The organism is Mucilaginibacter sp. CSA2-8R (assembly GCF_038806765.1).
GTDB lineage: Bacteria > Bacteroidota > Bacteroidia > Sphingobacteriales > Sphingobacteriaceae > Mucilaginibacter.
In genome coordinates, this window is record NZ_CP152389.1 from 4,377,193 (window position 1) to 4,400,048 (window position 22,856).

Annotated in this window: 22 protein-coding genes and 5 tRNA genes; 7 read left to right on the forward strand and 20 right to left on the reverse strand. The window is 42.7% G+C overall.

The genetic code is table 11. The annotated features are described in order from the left end of the window. Nucleotides 1-21 precede the first annotated feature (21 nt). The 15 genes from rplK to AAGR14_RS18650 all read right to left on the reverse strand — a co-directional run bounded on the left by rplK (nucleotide 22) and on the right by AAGR14_RS18650 (nucleotide 8,208). Entirely contained in the window at nucleotides 22-462 is a 441-nt protein-coding gene (gene rplK, locus AAGR14_RS18580; protein ID WP_342645742.1) for a 50S ribosomal protein L11, read from the reverse strand. Between the two features lie 128 nt (nucleotides 463-590). After that, nucleotides 591-1,133: a transcription termination/antitermination protein NusG gene (gene nusG, locus AAGR14_RS18585; RefSeq protein ID WP_342645743.1), complete on the reverse strand. Its 543-nt coding sequence runs from the start codon at nucleotides 1,131-1,133 to the stop codon at nucleotides 591-593. Between the two features lie 17 nt (nucleotides 1,134-1,150). Further along, entirely contained in the window at nucleotides 1,151-1,345 is a 195-nt protein-coding gene (secE, locus tag AAGR14_RS18590; RefSeq protein ID WP_342645744.1) for a preprotein translocase subunit SecE, read from the reverse strand. A gap of 20 nt (nucleotides 1,346-1,365) precedes the next feature. Next, nucleotides 1,366-1,436, reverse strand: a tRNA-Trp gene (locus AAGR14_RS18595). Nucleotides 1,437-1,539: 103 nt separating this feature from the next. Beyond that, the gene (gene tuf / locus AAGR14_RS18600) at nucleotides 1,540-2,727 is read right to left on the reverse strand and encodes an elongation factor Tu (RefSeq protein WP_342645745.1); all 1,188 of its coding nucleotides are present in this window, start codon (nucleotides 2,725-2,727) and stop codon (nucleotides 1,540-1,542) included. A 55-nt stretch (nucleotides 2,728-2,782) separates the two neighbouring features. Further along, a tRNA-Thr gene (locus AAGR14_RS18605) sits at nucleotides 2,783-2,854 on the reverse strand. Between the two features lie 61 nt (nucleotides 2,855-2,915). Beyond that, nucleotides 2,916-2,988, reverse strand: a tRNA-Gly gene (locus tag AAGR14_RS18610). Between the two features lie 101 nt (nucleotides 2,989-3,089). Then, nucleotides 3,090-3,170, reverse strand: a tRNA-Tyr gene (locus AAGR14_RS18615). 97 nt (nucleotides 3,171-3,267) lie between these two features. Next, a tRNA-Thr gene (locus AAGR14_RS18620) sits at nucleotides 3,268-3,340 on the reverse strand. 157 nt (nucleotides 3,341-3,497) lie between these two features. After that, nucleotides 3,498-3,848: an HPF/RaiA family ribosome-associated protein gene (locus tag AAGR14_RS18625; RefSeq protein ID WP_342645746.1), complete on the reverse strand. Its 351-nt coding sequence runs from the start codon at nucleotides 3,846-3,848 to the stop codon at nucleotides 3,498-3,500. A gap of 13 nt (nucleotides 3,849-3,861) precedes the next feature. Further along, nucleotides 3,862-4,770 carry a tyrosine-type recombinase/integrase gene (locus AAGR14_RS18630; protein WP_342645747.1) on the reverse strand — a complete coding sequence of 303 codons (909 nt, stop codon included), beginning with the start codon at nucleotides 4,768-4,770 and terminating at the stop codon, nucleotides 3,862-3,864. Between the two features lie 59 nt (nucleotides 4,771-4,829). Next, nucleotides 4,830-5,021 (reverse strand): 30S ribosomal protein S21, encoded by a 192-nt coding sequence (gene rpsU / locus AAGR14_RS18635; RefSeq protein ID WP_342645748.1) that lies wholly within the window; start codon nucleotides 5,019-5,021, stop codon nucleotides 4,830-4,832. 128 nt (nucleotides 5,022-5,149) lie between these two features. Next, nucleotides 5,150-6,685 (reverse strand): cryptochrome/photolyase family protein, encoded by a 1,536-nt coding sequence (locus AAGR14_RS18640; RefSeq protein WP_342645749.1) that lies wholly within the window; start codon nucleotides 6,683-6,685, stop codon nucleotides 5,150-5,152. Nucleotides 6,686-6,741: 56 nt separating this feature from the next. Then, nucleotides 6,742-8,022, reverse strand: a complete 1,281-nt coding sequence (locus tag AAGR14_RS18645) for a DASH family cryptochrome (RefSeq protein WP_342645750.1) — start codon at nucleotides 8,020-8,022, stop codon at nucleotides 6,742-6,744. 39 nt (nucleotides 8,023-8,061) lie between these two features. After that, a complete protein-coding gene (locus tag AAGR14_RS18650) occupies nucleotides 8,062-8,208 on the reverse strand; it encodes a DUF2256 domain-containing protein (protein WP_342645751.1) in 147 nt (48 codons plus the stop codon). A 243-nt stretch (nucleotides 8,209-8,451) separates the two neighbouring features. On the opposite strand from AAGR14_RS18650, the gene AAGR14_RS18655 reads away from it, so the two are divergent. The 6 genes from AAGR14_RS18655 to AAGR14_RS18680 all read left to right on the forward strand — a co-directional run bounded on the left by AAGR14_RS18655 (nucleotide 8,452) and on the right by AAGR14_RS18680 (nucleotide 14,400). After that, nucleotides 8,452-9,105: a TetR family transcriptional regulator C-terminal domain-containing protein gene (locus AAGR14_RS18655; RefSeq protein ID WP_342645752.1), complete on the forward strand. Its 654-nt coding sequence runs from the start codon at nucleotides 8,452-8,454 to the stop codon at nucleotides 9,103-9,105. Between the two features lie 53 nt (nucleotides 9,106-9,158). Continuing rightward, a complete protein-coding gene (locus tag AAGR14_RS18660) occupies nucleotides 9,159-9,833 on the forward strand; it encodes an HAD family phosphatase (RefSeq protein WP_342645753.1) in 675 nt (224 codons plus the stop codon). After that, complete coding sequence (locus AAGR14_RS18665) at nucleotides 9,826-11,154, forward strand: AarF/UbiB family protein (RefSeq protein WP_342645754.1); 1,329 nt, start codon at nucleotides 9,826-9,828, stop codon at nucleotides 11,152-11,154. Before AAGR14_RS18660 ends, AAGR14_RS18665 begins: the two co-directional genes overlap by 8 nt. Before the next feature lie 109 nt (nucleotides 11,155-11,263). Then, complete coding sequence (locus tag AAGR14_RS18670) at nucleotides 11,264-12,166, forward strand: NAD(P)H-binding protein (protein WP_342645755.1); 903 nt, start codon at nucleotides 11,264-11,266, stop codon at nucleotides 12,164-12,166. A 25-nt stretch (nucleotides 12,167-12,191) separates the two neighbouring features. Further along, nucleotides 12,192-13,103: a TIGR01777 family oxidoreductase gene (locus AAGR14_RS18675; RefSeq protein WP_342645756.1), complete on the forward strand. Its 912-nt coding sequence runs from the start codon at nucleotides 12,192-12,194 to the stop codon at nucleotides 13,101-13,103. After that, nucleotides 13,096-14,400, forward strand: a complete 1,305-nt coding sequence (locus AAGR14_RS18680) for a deoxyribodipyrimidine photo-lyase (RefSeq protein ID WP_342645757.1) — start codon at nucleotides 13,096-13,098, stop codon at nucleotides 14,398-14,400. The genes AAGR14_RS18675 and AAGR14_RS18680 overlap by 8 nt, the downstream gene beginning before the upstream one ends. Nucleotides 14,401-14,405: 5 nt before the next feature. On the opposite strand, the gene AAGR14_RS18685 is transcribed toward AAGR14_RS18680, so the two are convergent. From AAGR14_RS18685 to ggt, 4 genes are all read right to left on the reverse strand, one after another. Next, entirely contained in the window at nucleotides 14,406-15,314 is a 909-nt protein-coding gene (locus tag AAGR14_RS18685) for an FKBP-type peptidyl-prolyl cis-trans isomerase (RefSeq protein WP_342645758.1), read from the reverse strand. A 51-nt stretch (nucleotides 15,315-15,365) separates the two neighbouring features. Further along, nucleotides 15,366-15,860 (reverse strand): FKBP-type peptidyl-prolyl cis-trans isomerase, encoded by a 495-nt coding sequence (locus AAGR14_RS18690; RefSeq protein WP_342645759.1) that lies wholly within the window; start codon nucleotides 15,858-15,860, stop codon nucleotides 15,366-15,368. A gap of 120 nt (nucleotides 15,861-15,980) precedes the next feature. Beyond that, nucleotides 15,981-16,427 (reverse strand): MarR family transcriptional regulator, encoded by a 447-nt coding sequence (locus AAGR14_RS18695; protein WP_342645760.1) that lies wholly within the window; start codon nucleotides 16,425-16,427, stop codon nucleotides 15,981-15,983. Nucleotides 16,428-16,578: 151 nt separating this feature from the next. Continuing rightward, complete coding sequence (gene ggt / locus AAGR14_RS18700; protein ID WP_342645761.1) at nucleotides 16,579-18,231, reverse strand: gamma-glutamyltransferase; 1,653 nt, start codon at nucleotides 18,229-18,231, stop codon at nucleotides 16,579-16,581. Between the two features lie 228 nt (nucleotides 18,232-18,459). Between ggt and AAGR14_RS18705 the strand changes: the two genes are divergently transcribed. Then, a complete protein-coding gene (locus tag AAGR14_RS18705) occupies nucleotides 18,460-18,957 on the forward strand; it encodes a hypothetical protein (RefSeq protein ID WP_342645762.1) in 498 nt (165 codons plus the stop codon). A 113-nt stretch (nucleotides 18,958-19,070) separates the two neighbouring features. Here AAGR14_RS18705 and AAGR14_RS18710 read toward each other — a convergent pair whose 3' ends face one another. Further along, nucleotides 19,071-22,826: a S8 family serine peptidase gene (locus AAGR14_RS18710; RefSeq protein WP_342645763.1), complete on the reverse strand. Its 3,756-nt coding sequence runs from the start codon at nucleotides 22,824-22,826 to the stop codon at nucleotides 19,071-19,073. Between the last annotated feature and the right edge of the window lie 30 nt (nucleotides 22,827-22,856).

Below are 22,856 nucleotides of genomic sequence, written 5' to 3' on the forward strand. Positions count from 1 at the left end.
AACTGATTTGTGTGTTAATTATTAATTCCAGGGTGCTGTACCAGAAACGGTAATACCCATGCTGCGAGCAGTACCAGCCACCATTTTCATGGCCGATTCTACTGTGAATGCGTTTAAGTCAGGCATTTTATCTTTAGCAATGGCTTCAACTTGCTCCCAATTTACATTGGCAACTTTTTTACGGTTAGGCTCAGCCGAACCGCCTTTTAAGCCAGAAGCCTCCAACAGCTGTATAGCAACCGGAGGAGTTTTAATGATAAAATCGAATGACTTATCGGTATACACAGTAATTACTACCGGCAACACTTTACCAGGTTTATCCTGAGTACGTGCATTGAATTGCTTGCAAAATTCCATAATGTTCACACCTTTCGCACCCAATGCAGGCCCAATTGGAGGTGATGGATTTGCAGCGCCACCCTTAACTTGTAGTTTTACTAACGCACCGACTTCTTTTGCCATCTTTAATAAAATTTAATGTACTTAATGTTAGTAAGTTGGAAGCAATGTAACATTTAAGTGCCGAACTAAAAAAAATTCGGCCCGCAAAGATATGAACTTTACGGGCCGAATACAAATTATTTTTAATATTATTCTTTTTCTACCTGCATGTAGTTTAACTCTAAAGGAGTTCGGCGGCCGAAGATTTTCACCATCACTTTCAGCTTCTTCTTCTCCTCATTTACCTCTTCAATTACACCACTAAAGCCGTTGAACGGACCGTCCATTACTTTAACATTTTCGCCTACGTAATAAGGAACTGCAACCGTTTCGCCTTGCGCTGCCATCTCGTCGACCTTACCTAATATACGGTTAACTTCTGCCTGCCGCAAAGGGATCGCATTACCTGCTTTATCTCCTAAAAAACCTATAACACTGTTGATGTTTTTGATGATATGCTCAAGCTCTCCGTCAAGAGCTGCTTCCATCATCACGTATCCAGGGAAATAATTACGCTCTTTGGCAATCTTCTTGCCATCGCGCATTTGATAATACTTTTCTGTTGGAATTAATACCTGTGGAATAAGGTGCGAAATGCCTAAGCGGTTTACCTCAGCATCAATATACTGCTTTACTTTTTTTTCTTTACCGCTTACGGCTCTAACTACATACCATTTTAACTGATCACTCATCTTTACTCGAAAATTAATTAGGCAAGTGAACTGTAAAACTGTCTTAAAACGTAACCGATAACCTGATCCATACCAAAAATAACCAGAGCAATCATAATTGCAGCCACCAGCACCAACACCGCGCTGCTTTGAAGCTCGCGCCAGGTAGGCCAGGTTACCTTTTCGGTTAGCTCAATATAAGATTCTTTGATATATTCAGTTACTGCTGACATTTGTTTAAACTACTTAGAAGCACGGGAACAAGGATTCGAACCCTGATCAAAGGTTTTGGAGACCTCTATTCTACCGTTGAACTATTCCCGTGTATGCTTTTAATTCTTAAAACAAAGTACCGGCACAAGGCCGAGTACTTTGTTTATAAATTAACCTTACCTTTTGCCGCCTTTAGGGGGCGGTTGGCTTGGTCTTATTTTAAGATTTCAGTTACCTGACCTGCACCTACTGTACGACCACCTTCGCGGATAGCGAAACGTAAACCTTTTTCCATCGCGATAGCGTTGATTAAAGATACTGTGATAGTAACGTTATCACCAGGCATAACCATTTCTACGCCTTCTGCTAACGAAATCTCACCAGTTACGTCAGTGGTACGGAAGTAAAACTGCGGACGGTATTTGTTGAAGAATGGAGTGTGACGGCCACCTTCTGCTTTTGATAATACGTAAACCTCTGCTTTGAAATCGGTGTGAGGAGTTACTGAACCTGGTTTACAGATAACCATACCACGACGGATATCGGTTTTCTCAATACCACGTAACAATAAACCTACGTTGTCACCAGCTTCACCACGGTCAAGGATTTTGCGGAACATCTCAACACCAGTAACGGTTGATTTTAAGTTCTCAGCACCCATACCCAGGATATCTACTTGCTCACCAGAGTTGATAACACCACGCTCAATACGGCCTGTAGCAACAGTACCACGACCGGTGATTGAGAATACGTCCTCAACTGGCATTAGGAAAGGAAGGTCAGTTAAACGTGGAGGAATTGGAATGTAGTTATCAACAGCATTCATCAAATCCATAATTTTTTCAACCCATTTCGGCTCGCCGTTCAAACCACCTAAGGCAGAACCTTGAATTACCGGGATGTCATCACCAGGGAAGTCATAGAATGATAATAACTCACGGATTTCCATCTCAACAAGCTCTAATAACTCAGGATCGTCAACCATGTCAACTTTGTTCATGAAAACAGTTAACGCTGGTACACCTACCTGACGAGCTAACAAGATGTGCTCACGAGTTTGAGGCATTGGGCCGTCTGTAGCAGCAACCACTAAGATTGCACCGTCCATTTGAGCAGCACCAGTAACCATGTTTTTCACATAATCGGCGTGACCTGGACAGTCAACGTGTGCATAGTGACGGTTTGCAGTCGAGTATTCAACGTGTGCAGTATTGATGGTGATACCACGTTCTTTTTCTTCTGGAGCAGAGTCGATAGAATCGAAAGAACGAGCTTCAGATAAACCTGCATCAGCTAATACTTTTGTAATAGCGGCGGTAAGTGTTGTTTTACCGTGGTCAACGTGACCGATAGTACCGATGTTTAAGTGCGGCTTACTGCGGTCAAACTTTTCTTTTGCCATGATTTATAAATGTTTGTAGGTTAATTTATTCTTAATTGTCGTTTATTTAACGCCGAGCCAACGAAGGGATTTGAACCCTTGGCCTCTTCCTTACCAAGGAAGTGCTCTACCCCTGAGCTACGTCGGCTTATTATCTTTTTACTCCAAATACAGCTTCATCACTTTAATGCAACCATACCTTGAAACTGAGCGGAAGACGAGGTTCGAACTCGCGACCTATAGCTTGGAAGGCTATCGCTCTACCAACTGAGCTACTTCCGCAGTTTACACAAAGAGTGAATTAGTGATTGAAGAAATAAGCGAATAAAGACTATTTAATCACTTGTTCACTCAATCAACAATTCACTCGTTGATTAATATTGTGGGGAGAGAAGGATTCGAACCTTCGTAGCCGAAGCAGCGGATTTACAGTCCGCCCCATTTGACCGCTCTGGTATCTCCCCAAGTTCTTACTTAATGTTTAAGGATGCAAACCTGCTTTTTTTGCCGGGGCAAATATACAGTTAAGTTTCATGCTTTTAACATTACCTGTTAAACTTGAGCCTCCTATCGGGATCGAACCAATGACCTACTGATTACAAGTCAGTTGCTCTACCAGCTGAGCTAAGGAGGCGTATTTAAGTATTTAAAGAACCATCCCTTTTCGTAGTTAATACCTCTCCGAAAGGGAATGCAAATATACACACATTTACCACCGCGCAAAATATTTTTTAAAAAAAAATCAGCAGGTTTTTGACCTGCTGATTTTTTTAGTTTTATGTTGTTGATAATCAGTATTCATCCTCTTCTAACGCACCGGTTTCAACTTTTCGGGCTGCATCGGTTATTGCGTTTTGCTTCTGCTTATGCTTCTGTATTTGCTTACGCAGGCTTTCAACAGCCAGGTCGGCACCCTCTTCAAAGGTTTTGCACTGATGACTTGCAAATAGCTGATTACCCTTAATGAGCAGTCTTAACTCCGTTATTTTGTTGGCTTCCTCGCCTGTGTTTTCTAATCGCAAAAAAACGTCACCACTTGTAATACTATCGCTAAACTGTTCCAGTTTATTGGCTTTTTTCTGAATAAAGTCTATTAACTTCTTGTCTGCACTGAAATGAATCGCATGAACAGTAATTTTCATTTGTTCCTCCTTGTTAATTTGCCTTTGGATGGGCTTGTTTATAAATAGATTTAAGTCGTTCAACAGAATTATGAGTGTATACTTGCGTGGCGTTTAGGCTGGCGTGCCCCAACAGGTCTTTAATAGCATTAAGGTCGGCTCCCTTATTAAGCAGGCTGGTAGCAAAAGTATGCCGCAGCACATGCGGGCTTCGTTTTTGCTGGGTTGAGATATGTGTTAAATATTTCTGCACTATCAAGTATATCATCTTAGGATAAGCATCGGCTCCTGTATTGGTAACGATCAACTTTAACGATTTGTTACCAAAAATTTCATTTTTTCTTAATCCAAGGTAATGTTGCAGCAGGTTACTTAGCTCTTTGTTTATTGGTACAATGCGTTGTTTGTTGCGCTTACCCAGCACTTTAACTACATTTTCCTGCACATTTAGGTCGGCATCGGTGATGCCTAATAATTCGGCCAGCCGTATACCGGTACCAAACAAAAACTCTACCACCAGCTTATCGCGCTGGCCGGCAAAGTCGGGAGCAAAAACTTCTTCATTATCCAGCAATCTTGATAATCTATCTTCTTCTACCACTACCGGCAGCTGTCTGGCAATTTTCGGCGTTTGTATACGCGCCGTAGGCATTGCGGCTATATGCTGCCCTTGTAACAAAAACCTAAAGTACTTGCGTAGTGTAGCCACTTTGCGGTTTATAGACCGGGCAGTTAATTGCTGATCCATCAATGACACCATCCAACTACGGATGTGTTGATGAGTAACCTCAGCAGGATGATTTACTGTAATTTCAGGGTCGTTCAGGAAAGCGTAGAATTGAGTCAGGTCAGACTCGTAAGCAGTAACGGTATGCGGCGAGTACCGCTTTTCGTATTTGATGTAGGATATAAACTGCTCTAAAAACATAAAAACTATTTGCACAAAGCCTGAAAAGGCAAAGTACAAATAGTTTTAATATATCAAAACAGGAACTGTGAAAATTACACAGTCTCTATGTTCATGCCTTGTTTGTAGATGGCGTGCTTAACCACATTTCTGCGGGTAACTGATTTTTTCTCGTAAGCCTGGCGACTACGCAGTTCGCGTAAAACACCGGTTTTCTCAAATTTCTTTTTGAAACGTTTAAGGGCTTTATCTAATGATTCGCCGTCTTTTACATTAATAATAATCATATCCTTCTAAATACCTCCTTTCAGGAACTGCAAAGGTAGGAAATCTGCATTAATTATGTTAAGAATTGTCAAAAGTTTATTTTATTCAAAATGAAAGCATTAAATGCCCTGAAACAGGTTAGCTGGAGTTACAGTTTGTTCAAATCATCAAGGTAAAGCTCGGCCTGTTCCATAATCTTCTGCTTTTCGTCGGGTTTCATTTTCTTGAGCGTCATATAAGCCATTCCTATACGCGGATTGCCTTGCAGCTTTTCAGCGTTACGCTCGTAAAAGTTCCAATACAGGCTATTATACGGACAGGCACGTTCGCCATACTTTTTCTTATAATCATAATGACAATTTTTGCAGTAATCGCTCATTTTATTGATGTATGCGGCTGACGCGGCATATGGCTTAGATCCTATAATTCCTCCGTCAGCATACTGGCTCATACCCCTTGTATTGGTAATTTCTACCCATTGTATAGCATCTATATAAACACCTAAATACCAGGCATCTACATCATCCGGATTGATACCTGCCAGCATGCAAAAGTTACCAATTACCATTAAACGCTGTATGTGATGCGCCCAGGCGTCGGTAAGCGACTGCCCGATACAGTGCTTTAAGCAGTTCATTTGCGTTTTGCCATCCCAAAACCAGTGAGGTATTTCGGTATGATGCTTAAAGAAGTTCTTCTCCTGATAATCGGGCATCTGTGCCCAGTAAACGCCGCGCATAAACTCGCGCCAGCCCACAATTTGCCTGATATAACCTTCAACTTGTGCCAGCGATATCAGTTTAGAATTCTTGTTATAATATTTTAATACCGTGCTTACCACCTCAAACGGCGAAACCAGCTTCACATTCATGGCAAAAGACATCCGCGAATGAAACAGGCTGATGTGTTGCTGCAACATGGCATCCTCATAAGTACCAAAGTTGGGCAGCAAATGCTCGCAAAAGTATTTCAAAGCACTCAAAGCTTCTTGCCGCGAAAGCGGCCAACCGAAATGCTCGGCATCTACCTCTCCAAAATATTTTATGTTGGCCGCATCAATCATTTTTTTTAACGGCGTAACATCATGGTTAAACACCACCGGTGGCACCAGTGGCACCTTGCCGTCGTATTTTTTGCGGTTATCGGCATCAAAGTTCCACCTCCCTCCTTCGGGCTCGTCATCGTCCATCAGCACATGCAGTTTTTCGCGCATGTTGCGGTAAAAGCTTTCCATCAGGTAACGCGTCTTTTTACCAAAAAAATTTTTAACGGCCATCCGTTCGGTCAGAAAGTGCTCGGTGTCGGCACTGCCGGTTTCAATATGCAAACTCTTGCATATTTCCTTTAACTGCTCGTCCAGGCGGTATTCATCGGGCAGCAGGTATTCAAAACGGGTGATGTGTTCTTTCTTGATAACCCGGTTTAAGTTTTCGGCAAAGTCTTGCTTATTATTTTCGTCATCAAGCTTTACGTAAATCACCTTGTGGCCTAATTTAGAAAGCTGATAGGCAAAATTGCGCATAGCACCGAAAAAAGCGAGTATCTTTTGCACGTGGTGCATTACGTACTCCTGCTCTTGCATTACCTCTAACAGGATGTAAGTTACATCGGGTTGTAATTCTTTAAACCAGCTATGTTTTATATTGAGTTGATCGCCTAGGATGAGGCGGAGGGTTTTGGCCATGATGGTTTACAACACGCAACATAGCCGGAGGTTTTAAAGCAGCCTACCACCAATAGCTATGCAACGTTCTCTTCGGTAAGCCATAGCTTGGCGTATTCACCTTTAGGATCAAGGTCGGCCAGATTTTTAGGACTAAAGTAACGGTTTTCTCGCGGATCATTGCCCACGCCCGCAATGTAGGCCCAGTTGCCCCAATTACTGGCCGGCGAATAATCGATCAGTTTTTCTTCAAACCAGCGAGCCCCCCATGTCCAGTTCACCTTTAATGTTTTAACCAGATAGGCTGATACTGCCTGACGGCTAACATTACTGATAAAGCCGGTGGCATTAAGCTCATGCATACTGGCGTCAATAAACGGCAGGCCGGTGTTACCGGTTTTCCATTGCTCAAAAAGCTCTTCCTGGTTAGTAGCCAGTTCGGGTGCTTCAGTTTTAAAGCCTTCTGCCTCAAAAAACCTGCGGCTATATTTTTTAAACATAAACCTAAAGTAGTCGCGCCATAAAAGCTCCAGCATCAGCGGATGATTATGCGCACTTTGGCCATGATTAATGATTTCCCAATATACCTGCCGCGGAGATACACAACCCAAGGCCAGCCAGGCCGAAAGCTTAGAAGAAGCTGCATTGCGATTGGCTTTACCACCGGCAGCAATGGCATTAACCGCAAAATAGTTTTCGAGTTGCTGCAAACCGGTTGTTTCGCCACCCTCAAATTTAAATGATGCCCGAGGGTCAGGCACCGGTTCGGTTAAGCCTAGCTGTTCTAAAGTAGGCAACTCGCCTGCATCAGCAATCACCGGGGTTGCAATATGCTTCGGAATAGTAAGACATGGGCGTACACTGCTGTCGCGCTCTACTTTCTTTTTAAAGGTATTAAAACTATCCGGAATATCTTTTATTGGAAAAGGTAGATCTTCTTTATGGTAAAGTGTATGGCCGATGAAGTGTTTAAGGTTGAGTTTCATCTTCCATAAAGCAGCCTCTATCTCTTCAGAAATATTTGTTTCTTCAAAAGCTACCTCACGGTGATGGTAAACTTCGCTTACCTGGTATTGCTCAGCCAGTTGCGGTATCTGCTCTGCCGGGTTGCCATAAACAATTAACAAATCGCCGCCTAATGCCTGCAGTTTTTCGCGCAGATTAGCTACGCTTTGCAGTAAAAAGCGGGCACGTATATTGCCTGTTTTATAGCCCGACTTTGTTTTTGTAAAATAATGAGGATCAAAACAATAAACCGGCAGTATTTTATCGGCCTTTCGGGTAGCTTCTAACAATATTTCATTGTCATGCACCCGCAAGTCGTTTCTAAACCACACCAGTATTATTTTTTCACTCATTGTTTTTAACCAATCTAAATTAACATACAAAAATGCTAATTATTTATTTCTCCGGCACCTTTCACTACAGTATTTGACATCGTCCCAACATTTTTCCCATTTCTTGCGCCAGCTAAAGGGTCGCTTACACACTTCACATACCTTTTCGGGCAGGTTTTCTTTTAATACTCTTTTAAGGGCAGACATATACAGGCAAATAATTGGTTGTCTTTAATGTAAAGCTACAACAACGAACTGCCGGAAGTGTATCAAATATAAGTATAAAAACGCTTGCGCTTGTAAGTTCGCTGTAAATTTCGAGGAGCACTTTGCTAATATGCTGGTAATAAGTAATACCTTAAACTTTATTAACGTTAGCGATTTGTATACTGGCATGACAAGTGCTTGCTTACAAACACGTACATTTATTAAAAATTATTTATCAACATTATGGCTACTACCGAAAGTATTCAAACTGCTTATATTGATTATGTGCTAACCGAAGGACATGAGCCTAAGTCGGTATATCTCTTTGCAAAAAATAACGATATGACTGAAGAAGAATTTTACCGCTTTTTTGGATCATTTGAAGCTATTGAACAATCTGTTTGGGCAGATATTGTCCGCAAAACTGTTACCGAAATTAAAACACAGGAAGTTTGGGCGCAATACTCAGCACGCGAAAAGGCACTGTCATTTTTTTATAGCTTTTTTGAGCTGTTAAAAGGCAGCCGCAGCTTTGCTGTTTATAGCTTTAAAAAACATGCAAGGCCTATTGGTACGCCCCGCGTATTAGATAGTTTAAAAAACATTTTCGAGGGTTTTGCTGATGCCATACTGCGCGACGGTTTGGAAACCGGCGAGTTAACCGACCGTAAGTTTTTCACTAACAAATATAAAGACGCCCTTTGGATGCAGTTTAACTTTATTTTAAAGTTTTGGATTGGCGATAATTCTGCCGGCTTTGAAAGAACCGACGAGGCTATTGAAAAAGGGGTAAACGTAACTTTCGATTTATTTCAACGTTCGCCAATTGATAACCTTTTTGACTATGGCAAGTTTTTAGTACAAAACGGTGGCTTTAAAGAAAAAATGAGATTTTAAACAATCTATAAAAACAAGTAATAGCCTTTTGTTAAAGTACATCTAAAACATACATGATTAAATACGCTGCTATTTTTGATATGGATGGCACTTTGGTGGATAACAATCCATACCATTATCAAGCCTGGAAAGAACTTTTTGATCAATACAACCGCATAGAAGTAACGCCCGATTTATTCAACGAAAAAATTAGCGGCGTACCGGGTATGGTTACTATGCGAAACTTTTTCGGCGACGATTATGACGAAGAGCAGATGAAGGCCATATTTCAGGAAAAAACAATACGCTACCGGGAAATTTATGAGCCTAGCATGGCGCCTATAAGCGGATTAGAACGCCTGTTACAGGAATTAAAAAATGCAGGTGTAAAATTGGCGGTGGCGTCATCGGCCACTACATCAAATATTGACTTTGTGCTGAACAACCTTTCCATGAAATCAATGTTTGATGTCATTGTAGACGGACTGCGGGTAAGCAAGCCGAAACCTAATCCGCAAATATTTTTAAAGGCAGCTGATGATCTGGGCATAAAGCCGGAGCATTGCATTGTATTTGAGGATTCGCTTTCGGGTATTAAAGCAGCAAACGCTGCAGGCATGAAAGTTATTGGTATTACTACGTCGCATACGGCAGATGAACTACAACCGGTTGACCGGGTAATTAATGACTATGCTGAGATTACCGAACAGGAATTAGCAGCGCTATTTGAGAAAGAAAAACATGAGTGAAGATAAAGCGAAGGAGCAAAACAGTATACCTACCAGCAAAGTAGAAAGGTCGGCCCGGTTTGTAAAAACCGGTTTTAAAGTAGGCGGCAATTACATTAAGCATTATTCGAAAAAGCTATTTAACCCGGATTTAGATCGTACTGAACTTAATGAGGATAATGCCGCTGATATTTACGAATCGTTAAGTGAACTGAAGGGCAGTGCTTTAAAAGTAGCACAAATGCTGAGTATGGATAAAAACATCCTGCCTAAAGCTTATACAGACAAGTTTTCTCAATCGCAGTATAATGCACCGCCCCTTTCCGGGCCACTCATCGTTCAAACCTTCAAAAAGTATTTTGGCAAAACGCCCGAGCAGATCTATGATAAGTTTGAACTGCGCTCTAACAATGCAGCATCTATTGGGCAGGTACACCAAGCCGAATTAAACGGTGAAAAACTTGCCGTTAAAATACAATACCCAGGTGTAGGTGATTCGATATCATCGGATTTAAAGCTGGTTAAGCCGTTTGCCTTTCGCTTATTAGGCATGAGCGAGAAAGAATTGGAAGTTTATATGCGGGAGGTTGAAGAACGCCTGCTGGAAGAAACGGATTATGAGCTGGAGGTGCGCCGTTCGATTGAAATATCGAAAGCCTGTTCTGCTGTTTTGCAGCACACTATTTTTCCGCGATATTACCCGGCTCTGTCCAGCAAGCGTATTATTACTATGAGCTGGATAGAGGGCAAACACCTTAAAGAGTTTTTACAAACCAACCCCAGCCAGGAACTGCGCAACCAAATCGGCCAGGCTTTATGGGATTTTTATAACTATCAGCAACACGAACTACGCGCCGTTCATGCCGACCCGCATCCGGGCAACTTCTTGATTACATCTCAGGGACAGTTGGGTATCATTGATTTTGGATGTATTAAAGAAATGCCCGAAGATTTTTATTATCCTTTTTTCTCGCTAACGTCAACCAACCTGTTAGATAATAAGGAAGAAACTATTAAGGCATTCAGAAAGCTTGAAATGATTTTGCCTAATGATACCCCGCAGCAGATCGAATTTTTCTACCGTATGTATCATCAAATGATTTCGTTATTTGCCAAACCGTATATGAGCGCATCATTTGATTTTGGCGAAACAGCATTTTTTGACGAGTTATACGGCTTTGGCGAACAGATTTCGCGCATGCCCGAATTTAAACAGGCCCGTGGTGTTAAGCATTTTATTTACGTAAACCGAACTAATTTTGGCTTATACAATATATTGCACGAATTAAAAGCTCAGGTAAAAACAAATACTTACAAACCTCATGTACAGTTAACCTATTAACTTAAATAAGTATCTGTTGTCATATTTGGCAGGGTTAAATTTAATATATACGTTTCACCACATATATATTTTAAAACTCGTTGCCCCTTTTGTTGTTCCAATATATTGTATGAAGATATTGTTGACAGGTGCGAATGGTTACATAGGAACACGACTAATTCCGGGCTTGCTGCAACAAGGGCACGAGGTGGTATGCATGGTACGAGATCCAAGGCTTTTTGAAAAGCAAAGTCCGTATTTTAACCAGGTCACTACCATAGCCGGAGATTTATTACGGTCGCGCAGTATACAAGAACTACCCGCTGATATAGATGCTGCTTACTACTTAGTTAACGCCTTGCCGCAAACCTCTGGATTTGCCGGGTTAGAAGCGCTATCGGCCGAAAACTTTGTACAAGCTATTGATCAAACAAACTGCAAGCAAATTATATCCTTAAGCGAAATTGACGATCATTTAGGCAATGCAGGTTTGTCGCGCCAGCACGTAGAGGACATTTTGCGCCAGAGTGACTCTGCCCTTACCATTTTGAAGTCGACCATGATTGTGGGCACCGGCAGTATTGCTTTAGAATTGATGGATGGCTTAACTAAAAAGTCGCCTATTATTATAGCCACAACTTGGGCTAAAGCACAAGAGCAACCTATATCCACTCAAAACGTTATTGATTACCTTGTAGGTTGCCTGCATAACGAAGATACCTTTAACAGCGAGTTTCATATAAGCGGGCCGGAAATATTAACGTTTAAACATATGCTGCTCTTATACGGCGATGTTTGCCGGCAGCGTAAAGTAAAGGTTGTTACTGTACCTCAGGTATCATCAGCCTTGTCTTCATACTGGCTCAATTATCTTACGCCTATCAGTTACTCCCACGCTAAAACGTTAGTCGAAAATTTGAAGTTCGACTTGGTATCGCGTGATGATGCCATCGAAAAACTGATTCCATTAAAACTGCAGACGTTAAAAGAGGCTTTAGAAACTGCTATGCAGGCAGACGTTGCTAAAAACTAATCAGGGGCATGTTAGTTTATAACCTATGCCCAATCATCACGTACTTATTACCGGCGGAACCGGACTTATTGGCAAACCATTAACAGAGGCATTGCTGGCTAAAGGTTACCAGGTAAGCCACCTGAGCCGCAAGCCAGGCAGCAACCCAAAGGTTAAAACTTTTTTGTGGGATGTGCCCAAGCAACAAATAGACCCAGCATGTATTAATGGTGTGGATACCGTTGTGCATCTGGCCGGTGCAGGAATTGCCGACAAACACTGGACGGCCAAACGGAAACAAGAACTCATTGAAAGCCGTACACAATCCATTAAATTAATTTATAACTTACTACATAAAGACCCTAACCATCAGGTAAAACAAGTAATTTCGGCATCGGCAACCGGGTATTACAGCAATCGTGGAAACGAGTTGCTTACTGAAGGCAGCGTACCCCTGCACGACTTTTTGTCTACCTGCTGTATTGAATGGGAACAAGCTGTTGATGAGGCTAAACAATTGAGCTTACCTGTTACCAAATTTAGGACTGGCGTGGTACTTACCACCGGCGGCGGTGCGCTCCCGCCACTGGCGTTACCTGTAAAATTCGGTTTAGGTACGGTACTAGGTAATGGTGAACAATACATACCCTGGATACATCTGCAAGATGCGGTTAATATGTACCTGCAAGCTATAGATAACCAATTACCGCCCGATGTATATAATATGGTAGCGCCAAACCCGGTAACTAACCAGCAGCTTACCAAAGCTGTAGCCAAGCAGTTGCATCGCCCTTTGTGGTTGCCTAATGTTCCGGCTGCGGTGCTTAAACTTATATTTGGCGAAATGAGTTTGGTAGTGCTGGGCAGCACACGTGTATCAGCGCAAAAAATACAAAGCTGCGGCTTTCAATTTAAATACCCCGTTCTCGAAGATGCTTTAAGTAACATTTATGGATAAACCTGCTACCACCATATTTTGGCTCAGGCGCGACCTGAGGTTACACGATAATGCCGGCCTGTATCATGCTTTAAAAAGTAACAACCCTGTACTGTGCCTTTTTATTTTTGATAAAGATATATTAGATAAACTTGAAGACCGGGATGATGCCCGTGTTACCTTTATTTATCAAACAATCCAAAAATTACGCGAAGAACTTCACAAGCACCACAGCAGCCTGCTTATTAAATATGATAAGCCAATACATGCCTTCAAAGAAATTTTAAATGAGTATAACATAGCCGAAGTTTATACCAACCACGACTACGAACCATACGCCAAAGAACGTGATATTGCTATTTGCGAGATGCTGCAAAAACAGGGTATTTCTTTTAAAACTTATAAAGACCAGATTATTTTTGAGCGAGACGAGGTAGTAAAAGATAACAAGGAGCCATATACTGTATTTACGCCTTATAAAAAAAGATGGCTTAAAACGGTTAAAGACTTTTACCTAAAAGCATACCCTACCGAAAAGTATTTTAAGAACTTGTTTGAAACTAAAGAACTTCCGGATGTTACTTTAAAACAGATGAATTTTACGGAAAGCGAGACACAGTTTCCGGAAATGGAGTATGACCATATTATAGACGATTATGCTAAAAATCGAGACATTCCTTCAAAAAAGGGCACGTCGCATATTGGCTTGCACCTGCGGTTTGGCACAGTGAGCATCCGCGATGCGGCCCGTACAGCATTTGATCGTGAACCAACTTGGCTGGGCGAGTTAATATGGCGCGAATTTTATATGATGGCGTTAGACCATTTCCCTAATACTGCCAACCATGCTTATCGCCCTGCTTTTGACCGCATTGCCTGGCGAAACGACGAAAATGAGTTTAAGGCCTGGTGCGAGGGTAAAACCGGTTACCCACTGGTAGATGCTGGTATGCGGGAGCTTAATGCTACAGGCTTTATGCATAACCGGGTGCGTATGGTTACCGCCAGTTTTTTAGTGAAACACTTACTAATTGACTGGCGCTGGGGCGAGCATTATTTTGGCCGTAAGCTTTTAGATTATGAGGCATCAACCAACATAGGCAGTTGGCAATGGGTAGCCGGCTCTGGTACGGATGTGATGCCTTACTTTAGGATTTTTAACCCTGAAGCACAGCAAAAAAAGTTTGACCCCAAAATGGAATACATAAAAAAATGGGTTCCGGAATTTGGTACAGACCAGTATCCGGAGCCCATCATCGAAAATAGAACCGGCAAGGAGCGTGCCCTAAAAGCTTTTAGGGCTGCCGTTGCCAAGTAGTGAGATTAATTGGTTACGCTAACTAAGTTAATGCCATAGCGTAAGCAACTATAAGTTGGTATAGAAACAACCGTTTGCCCTGCAGCATTCGTGGTGTTTCTTACCAACGAACCGTAAGCCAGGTTTGACGGAATCAACAAATCAACCTTAGCACCTCCTGTAAGGCCTAACAAACCCTCCTGAAAACCGGCAACTAAGTCAGGCATATTCAGGGCAGTGCCTACATTGGTGCTGCTTTGGTCATCATACTGACCAAATACATTGTTATTTAGCAAATAGCCCAAATACTGCACATTAACGGTTGAGGTGGAAGTAACCGCGGTAGTACCAGTACCGGCTTGGGTAACTCTGATATATAAACCAGAGGCCTTTTTAGTATATGAACTGATATTGATATTATTAGCCGCGCAATAATTGCGAATAGACAAATCATCATAAGCAGCCATAGCAGCGGTATTATCGTTATCTAAAATATTAACGGTATAATCTAAGCTTGCATTGCCCGGTAAGCGACTGGTGCCGACGCCACTACCGCTTACACCATAGCCTAAACGAGAAGGGATCAGGAAACGGGCCGAAGTGCCCTTATTTTTCACAACGTCATGTATCACCATCATTAAGCCTTTTGGTGCAATTAATCCAACTGCATTGTAACTGCGTGCGGTAATGGTATCTGTAACTGCATATCTGCCGTCTAACGATTTAATAGTATACGAAAAAGAAATACGGGTATCGTAATTTAATGCAGCGCCATGGCCCGGCCGGGTAATTTGATAATATATGCCTGATGTGTCACCACCAACGGTATCGCGTTTCATGGCCGATAAGCCATTAGCTGCAATATAATCCTTAATCTGATTGGTATCATATGTTTTGATATCAACATCATTGCCACTTTTGCGGCACGATGCCATAGTTATTATAAACAGAAAAAAAAGCGCTAAATAAGTTTGTTTCATTTAAAGTTAGTTCGTTACATCAAATATTTCGATGGTAAAATCAAGGATGGCATTAGCAGGCAAGCCTAAACCCGGCTGTGCATACGGCCCGTACCCATGTCTCGACGGGATAATCAGTCTGATGATTCCTCCCTTGTTTACCTGTCCTTTTAAAATTCCAATTTTCCAGCCCGACAATGCTTCACCCAGTTTGAAAGAAGGATGTATACTGTCCGTTTGTGCAAATATTTTTCCGGAAGTTAATTGCTTACCGGTATATCCCACTGTCACGCTGCTCGACAGGCTATATAAGGTACTTATCGGCCCTTGTTTAACAACAATAGCTCTAACACCAGATGAATCGCCGGGATTTACCACAGTTAGCTTATTTTCAGTGATATATTGATTTATTATGTTTTCATCAATGGTTCTTTGATCATTATTGATAACTGCCGGGTCACTTACCTTTTTACAAGCAGTAAAAAGGATTGCGCAGCAGCAAAACAATAATAATCTGTTCATCACCCTATTATTAATCGGCAAATTTACTTTTTTAAAAAATAAAACGGGCAGGTTAACAATTTTTAACATTTAAAAGGCAGTATAACCCAACAGCAGCAGAGCTGCAGGCATTTCATTATGCTAAACGCTTTGTTCGGGATTATAATCTAACGTAAGCTGATTTATTTTTTTAAGCGCGTTGGTTAGGTGCTGTTTTTCCTTGTCGTTGATGTGATCGTTTAAATAAGCATTAAATTGTTTAACAATGTTACGGGCCATTTGCCGCTTTTGCTTACCCAAATCGGTGAGGTATATCTTAACAGAACGTTTATCGCCGGCGTTAGACTGCCGGTAAATTAGACCCATTTTTTCGAGCTGACTTAACATACGTGATAAGCTGGTTGATTTTAAACCCAACAAAGCTGCCACCTGCGAAACCGTTGTGCCTTCTTTTTCGTCGATATTAATTAGTACGTAGCCGATAGATTGCGTAATGCCAAAATCGGCAACCAACTGGTTATAGCGGTTAGCCATATTTTGCCAAACAATTTTTAGCAAGTAATCAATAGTTTCGTGCTGATGTTTCACAACGCCAAAGTATACAAATAATGTTAATTAAAGCTGCCCATTAGGCTAAGCATTGCAGATGGGTGTGAATACTTGTTGTGAAAACGTCATTACTGGATAAAATATTATAAAAAGCATTCGCCATTATTCTCACATCTTCATTTGAGAGTACTTACCAGCCAGCTTTGGTGTCATCGCCCCTAGGGTCGGCACCGCCGCTTAAACCTTTTGGCGTAACCACAATAGCATCTACCCTGCCTATGTTGCCACGCGAAATAATTTTATATCCTTTTTGCTGCAGTTTATTAATCACGGTATCATTCAGAGCGTTATTTTCTGTCTGTATCTCATCTGGTAACCACTGGTGATGAAAGCGTTTGGCGCTTACTGCCTGCTGTGCATCCTGGTTAAACTCAACAACATTTAATATGGTTTGAAACACCGAAGTAATAATAGTAGACCCGCCAGGGGTGCCTACAACCATAAACAACTTTCCATTTTTTTCCAGTATGGTTGGTGTCATGGAAGATAGCATACGTTTTCCCGGCTGTATACTGTTAGCTTTGCCGCCAACCAAACCATACATGTTAGGTACACCAGGCTTGGAACTAAAATCGTCCATTTCATTGTTCAGTAAAAACCCGGCACCCTTTACAAAAATCTTATTACCAAACGAACCGTTGAGTGTAGTGGTAATAGAAACTGCATTGCCTTGTGCATCTACAATAGAATAGTGCGTAGTTTGATCGCTTTCGTAACCGGCAAAGCTGCCTGGTTTTATACTGCTGCTTGGTGTAGCCTGTGCCCAATTAAAATTAGCCATCCGGCCGGTGATGTAAGCCGGATTTAATAAGCTATCTACAGGCACTTTATAAAAATCAGGATCGCCCAGGTATTTAGACCGGTCGGCATACACCCGGCGTTCTGCCTCGGTTATTAATTGAACGGTCGAATCCTGATTATGGCCCCAGCGGCTTAAGGGATAAGACTCAACACTATGCAGCAATTGCAACAAGGCAATCCCCCCGCTTGATGGCGGCGGCATAGTAATTACCCTAAACTGCTTGTATTTACCTATAACCGGTTTACGCCATACCGAATGATAGTTGTTTAGATCGGCTTGCGAAATTAAACCCTGACCGGCTTTCATTTCGTCCGTAATTTGTGCTGCTACCGCACCTTCATAAAAGCCTGCCCGGCCTTTATCGCGTATTAACGTCAAAGTTTTAGCCAGGTCTTCTAAAATCAAAACATCACCGGCCTTCCAAGGTGTTGCCTTGGCAAAGTAATTGGTACGTGCCGAATTAAGGCGACTAAAGTCGGCTTGGTTATGATTTAAGTCGTTAGCCAGATGCTCAGTTACTTTGAAACCTTTACGGGCCAAATCAATAGCCGGCTGTACCAATACGGCCCAAGATAACTTGCCATATTTTTGATGAGCCTGCACCATGCCATCAACCGATCCGGGTATGCCGGCCGCCTGGTGGGTATATAAACTTTTGTTAGGAATTACGTTACCGCTTGCATCCAGGTACATACTTTCGGTAGCCTTAGCTGGTGCTTTTTCCCTAAAATCGAGCGTTGCGGCTTGCCCTTTAGCCGAGCGATAAACCATAAAACCGCCACCGCCAATGTTGCCGGCCTGAGGTAAAGTTACTGCCAAAGCAAATTGTACTGCTACAGCGGCGTCTACGGCATTGCCACCTTTTTTTAATATTTTTAAACCGGCCTGTGCAGCATCAGGGTATGCACATACCACCATTCCCTGGGCATAGGTACCATCTGCCTGCTGTGCCTTAAGTACATTGAACGGCTGAACAGCCAAGGCAATAACAATTATTACTTGAACGGTTATGAATGAAAGCTTTTGGCAGAAACGTTGATGACAATACATTTTACTAAGTTAAGTATCAGCTTAAACTATTTTAAACATGGGTAGTCAAAAACTCCAAAATTTATCCTGAGATATAGGATAAAACGGTACATTTTCAACTTTTTAAAAATCTTGACGGCATAAAACACGACATTTGCCGTTACTACTAAAATCACACTTATGAAAAAAACAGCTCTATTACTGATTACGGCAGCATTTTTTATGCTGTTTCAGCAAAAGGCAAATGCCCAATTGTATAAAGGTGCAGTGGGCTTAAAATTTGGCGGCTACGAAAATGGTATTACCGGCAAATACTTTTTAGACAAAAGCGCAGCAGTGGAGGGTATCCTGGGTTTCCGCTCAAAAGGTTTGGTAATTACAGGTTTATACGAAATACACCAAACCGCTTTTAATGTACCGGCGCTTAAATTTTATTATGGCGGCGGTGCCCACATAGGCAGTGTTGGCAGCGGATACTACAAACGCTACAATGGCGATGACGAATTTTACGACAAAAGCAGCCTTTTGATTGGTGCAGATGGTGTGTTGGGCTTGGAATACTTGATTCCGCAAAGCCCGATAGCCGTAAGCCTGGATCTTAACCCCCGCATTGAATTAGGACGCGGCCCTTATTTTGATATCGCTCCGGGATTGGGCATTAAATATGCTTTTAAATAAAAAGTATTAATTATAAAACGACGAAGGCTGCCTCTTGAACAAGGGCAGCCTTCGTCGTTTTAGCAAATTTAAACAGCCACAATTCAAAGTATCATAGCCGCTTTAAACTTATCTTATTTTATCACAATAATTTTAGCCGTGTATACTTTAGAACCTATTTGCAGCTTTAAAACATAATTGCCCGGCAGCAAACCGGCAACACTAAACCCTGTACTGTAATTGCCTTCGGGTATCCTGCCATTATTATTGGTGTAAACTACTTTGCCCAACATACTCACTATGGATATAGTCAGGTTATCAGCTGCAGGGCTAACAAAGGTGACATGCAAATCTGTGCTGGCCGGCACAGGATACACCGACAGCTTTATTTCGGTAGGCGTACTGGTTACGGCGTCGGCTTTTATAAAGGTGTAAACCGGTGATACCGCTGTGCAGCCCGAAACCAGTGTATTTTTTAACTGATAGTTTCCGCTTTTTGTAGGAACATAGGTTTGGCCTGTAGCGCCGGCAATTAATACATCATTTAGGTACCATTGATTGTAAGTAGTAAAATTAGATACCAGCGTATTTCCGTTTTGCGTAATTATAGGACTGATTACGCTTACCAGAACCCTGGTTGCAGAGGCACAACCGGCGCTGGTAACCTGCATGTTGTAAAAATAATAATAAAAACTGCGGTAAGCCGTGGTGTCAGACGGAGCAGTGGCCGAGGTGGCATTATTGCCAATAATACTAAATATACTATTCCCGAATGGGTAGCCGGTTACGTTACCATTACTGCGGTAAAGGGTTGCACCGTTGGCGTACGAAACGTTGATTAAATAAGTGCCGGCAGCAGGTAACAGCAGGTTTAAATTATACACTTGGCCTTGGTCGGTTAGGTCATCGGCTTGCGCGCCGGCTGCCGGCGGGTTACGGGTAGCTGTTACATTGATTGTGTTACGTGACACTTCTTGGCCGTTGGCATTGGTTACCGTAAACGTAAGGCGTCCCGAATTACCGATATACAATCTGGCACTTTGAATCATTACCGGTGTTTTAGTAACTACCCTAACCGATGGTGTGAATTGCCCATAGGTACCGCTAAAGGCACTTTTGGTAGCAGGCCCAACCGTGGCACTAAAATCACCAATTCCTGCATAATAAAGATTGTTAACAGGCGCAACATTAGTAAACGCACTTTGCCCGGCAGCTACAGGCACTCCGCCGGTAGCTGTAGTATACCATAGCAAGTTTCCATCGCCCGAGCCCGACAGTAAATATTGCTTACTGTCGTCGCAATAGGCAGCCACCAAATTGGTGGGTACAGGTACCGAACCTATTACTACCGAGGCCGTCACCTGGTTATTACCGGCAACCATATCATTAGATAAATTGGTGGTAGCTGTTAATGTGTATGATGCACCGGCTACCGTGGTGTAGGTGCCATTCAGCACAAAATCATCCTCAGCAAACTGGGTCAGTATTCCGGTATAAGTTTCAGTAATGGTAGTTACCGGTCCGCCGTTGGCGGGTGTAATGGTGACTGTTACAGGAATATTGCTTACATCGGCAGTGCCAAAATTTTTAAGGCGCACACTTATCCTCGAGTTACCTGCACAACCTCCTCCAATAGCACTGTTGCTTACAGCAATAGGTCCAACATCGCGGGTAGGCAGTAAAAACTGAACACGGTAATCCTGCGTTTCACCTTTATTGTAATTACCGCAAGGCGTTATAGCCGATGCATCATCGGTTTCTGTTAGCACCACCCGCATTAAACTATAATTACCAGGCACTACCGAAGCCGGTACCACAATGTTACCGTTATAGGTTCCCGTTGCGTTAATGATGCCGGTAGTAGCTGCTAATTCATTTACAGGGTCAAAAGTACCGTCGCTGTTCCAGTCTATAAAAATTTTGGCCCGCTTGTTAAAATTGCCGCCGCAAGTGCCCAATGTAATACTGAACGGATAATTGCGTCCTTGCTCCAGCAAAGCAGTAAGCGATGTATAGTTGCTATACGAGGTGCAACCCGATGCTGGTGTATTGTTGATGTTAGCCAGCGTAAGGTTGTTAACCCGCGAGTCGGCATTAGAAACAGGAGATGATACACAGTAGGCCACTCCGCCTATGCCGGTAATTACCAGCGAAAAAGCTTGAGATCCACCCTGAAGTGTGCCTTTATGGGTTACAGTAATGGTATATTGTTTACCCGGAATGGCGTTTTCGATGTATACCTGCTCTACGTTATCGCGAATGTTATTACCACGTGTTGCTGCAACGCCGGGGGTAAGCGGGTTAAGCACCCAGGCATTATAGGTATCAGTACCATCAGAAACTACGATATCCAGATCGTTAATCAATTTAACCGTACGGTCATTCACGGTGCCATCGGGTGCAACAGCAGCCGGTGGGTCAATCCAGGCAATAGTAGCTACCAACGGGCCATTGCCCGACGCAATAATGGTACCTGCATTAAAAATTTGTCCCTGATTTAGCGTATTTTCACTCACGATGCTTTTGCTGCCACGGTCAACAATAGCCTGCGCAGCTTTACTCATATCTAATACCCCCCAGCCAAAAACATAATCCGGCCCTGTATTACCAGCATCAAAAGCCGTATGGCATACCAGTGCCTTTAAAGTTGCCGAACGCATAAATGCACCACTGTTACGTTGCGCCCAAAGTTCTTGCAGTAAATACAATGACCCTGTCACATTTGGAGTAGACATCGAAGTGCCTGATAACGTTAAATAAGATGTTGGGCTATTACTCCCGGTGGATAATACCGCATCACCGTCGCCGCAAATGTCGGGCTTAATACGTCCGTCATCGGTAGGGCCTAAACCGCTAAACGAGCTCACCGTAACCGAGCCGCGAGACGTTGGCCCATAAGGCAATTGATTAATGGCTCCTACTGTAAGCACGTTTTTGGCCACGGCAAACCCAGGTATAATATCGTAACTGTTGTTACTGCTGATGTTGTTACCCCGTACCTTGCTAACCAGGGTACCATTAGCATCATACCCATAGTAGGTTTGCCCAACGGCAGGGCCATTGTAAGCACGGCTGTTGCCTGCTGCGGTAACAATCAGATAATTTGGCGCATTTACCGACACCTGGTCTACGCTTCTCGACTCACTGTCGTAATAGCCAAACTTGTAATCAACCGTATCTGTAGGGTTACCGTACCACTCCCACCGCGACTGACTGTCGTCATAATTCCAGCCAGCCAGTACGCCATAGGAATGGTTGGAGAGCAGTAAGCCTGAAGCGGCCGCTGTTATTTCGGCAATGTCATTATTAAAGTCGTACGATTGCAGTGTTGCCGCGTTAAATGCCATCCCTTTCGCAGGTGCATAAACACCTTTCGCTATTAGTGTACCTGCCACGTGGGTAGCATGTTGGTCAACTGCAGCGGCAGTATTGCGCAGGGTAATAGTTTTGCCGGCAAATTCCTGATGAGCAGTGTACACCGAGCCACCATCCCACATCGCCAGCCGGCTATTTAACAAAGTGCTTGATCCGGATAAATTGAGCCCCAGATTGCCTCCCGGTTGTACAGTATTGGTGCGTGTGGTAGCAGCGGCTGTGGTATTGTTGTAAGTTCTGTAATAAATAGGAAAGCCTAATGCAGTTACTCTTTGCAGGGCAAGTAAACTGCCATCCTGATTTTGCTTGCGGGTAAACCAATTTTTTTGCGGAGCAATACTCAATGCTTTTTGATAATCAACGCTATAAGTGGTAACGAGACGGGCAGCCATCTCGTCAAGGCTGGACTTTTGTGCGCTGGTTACCAATGCTTTTTGTGCTAAGACGCTCAAAACCGATATAGAGAGTAAAAAGCTGAGTATTATTGTTTTTCCAGGAAGGTTACTGCCCATCATATTGTGATTGCCGTTAGGTTTTACCCGGCA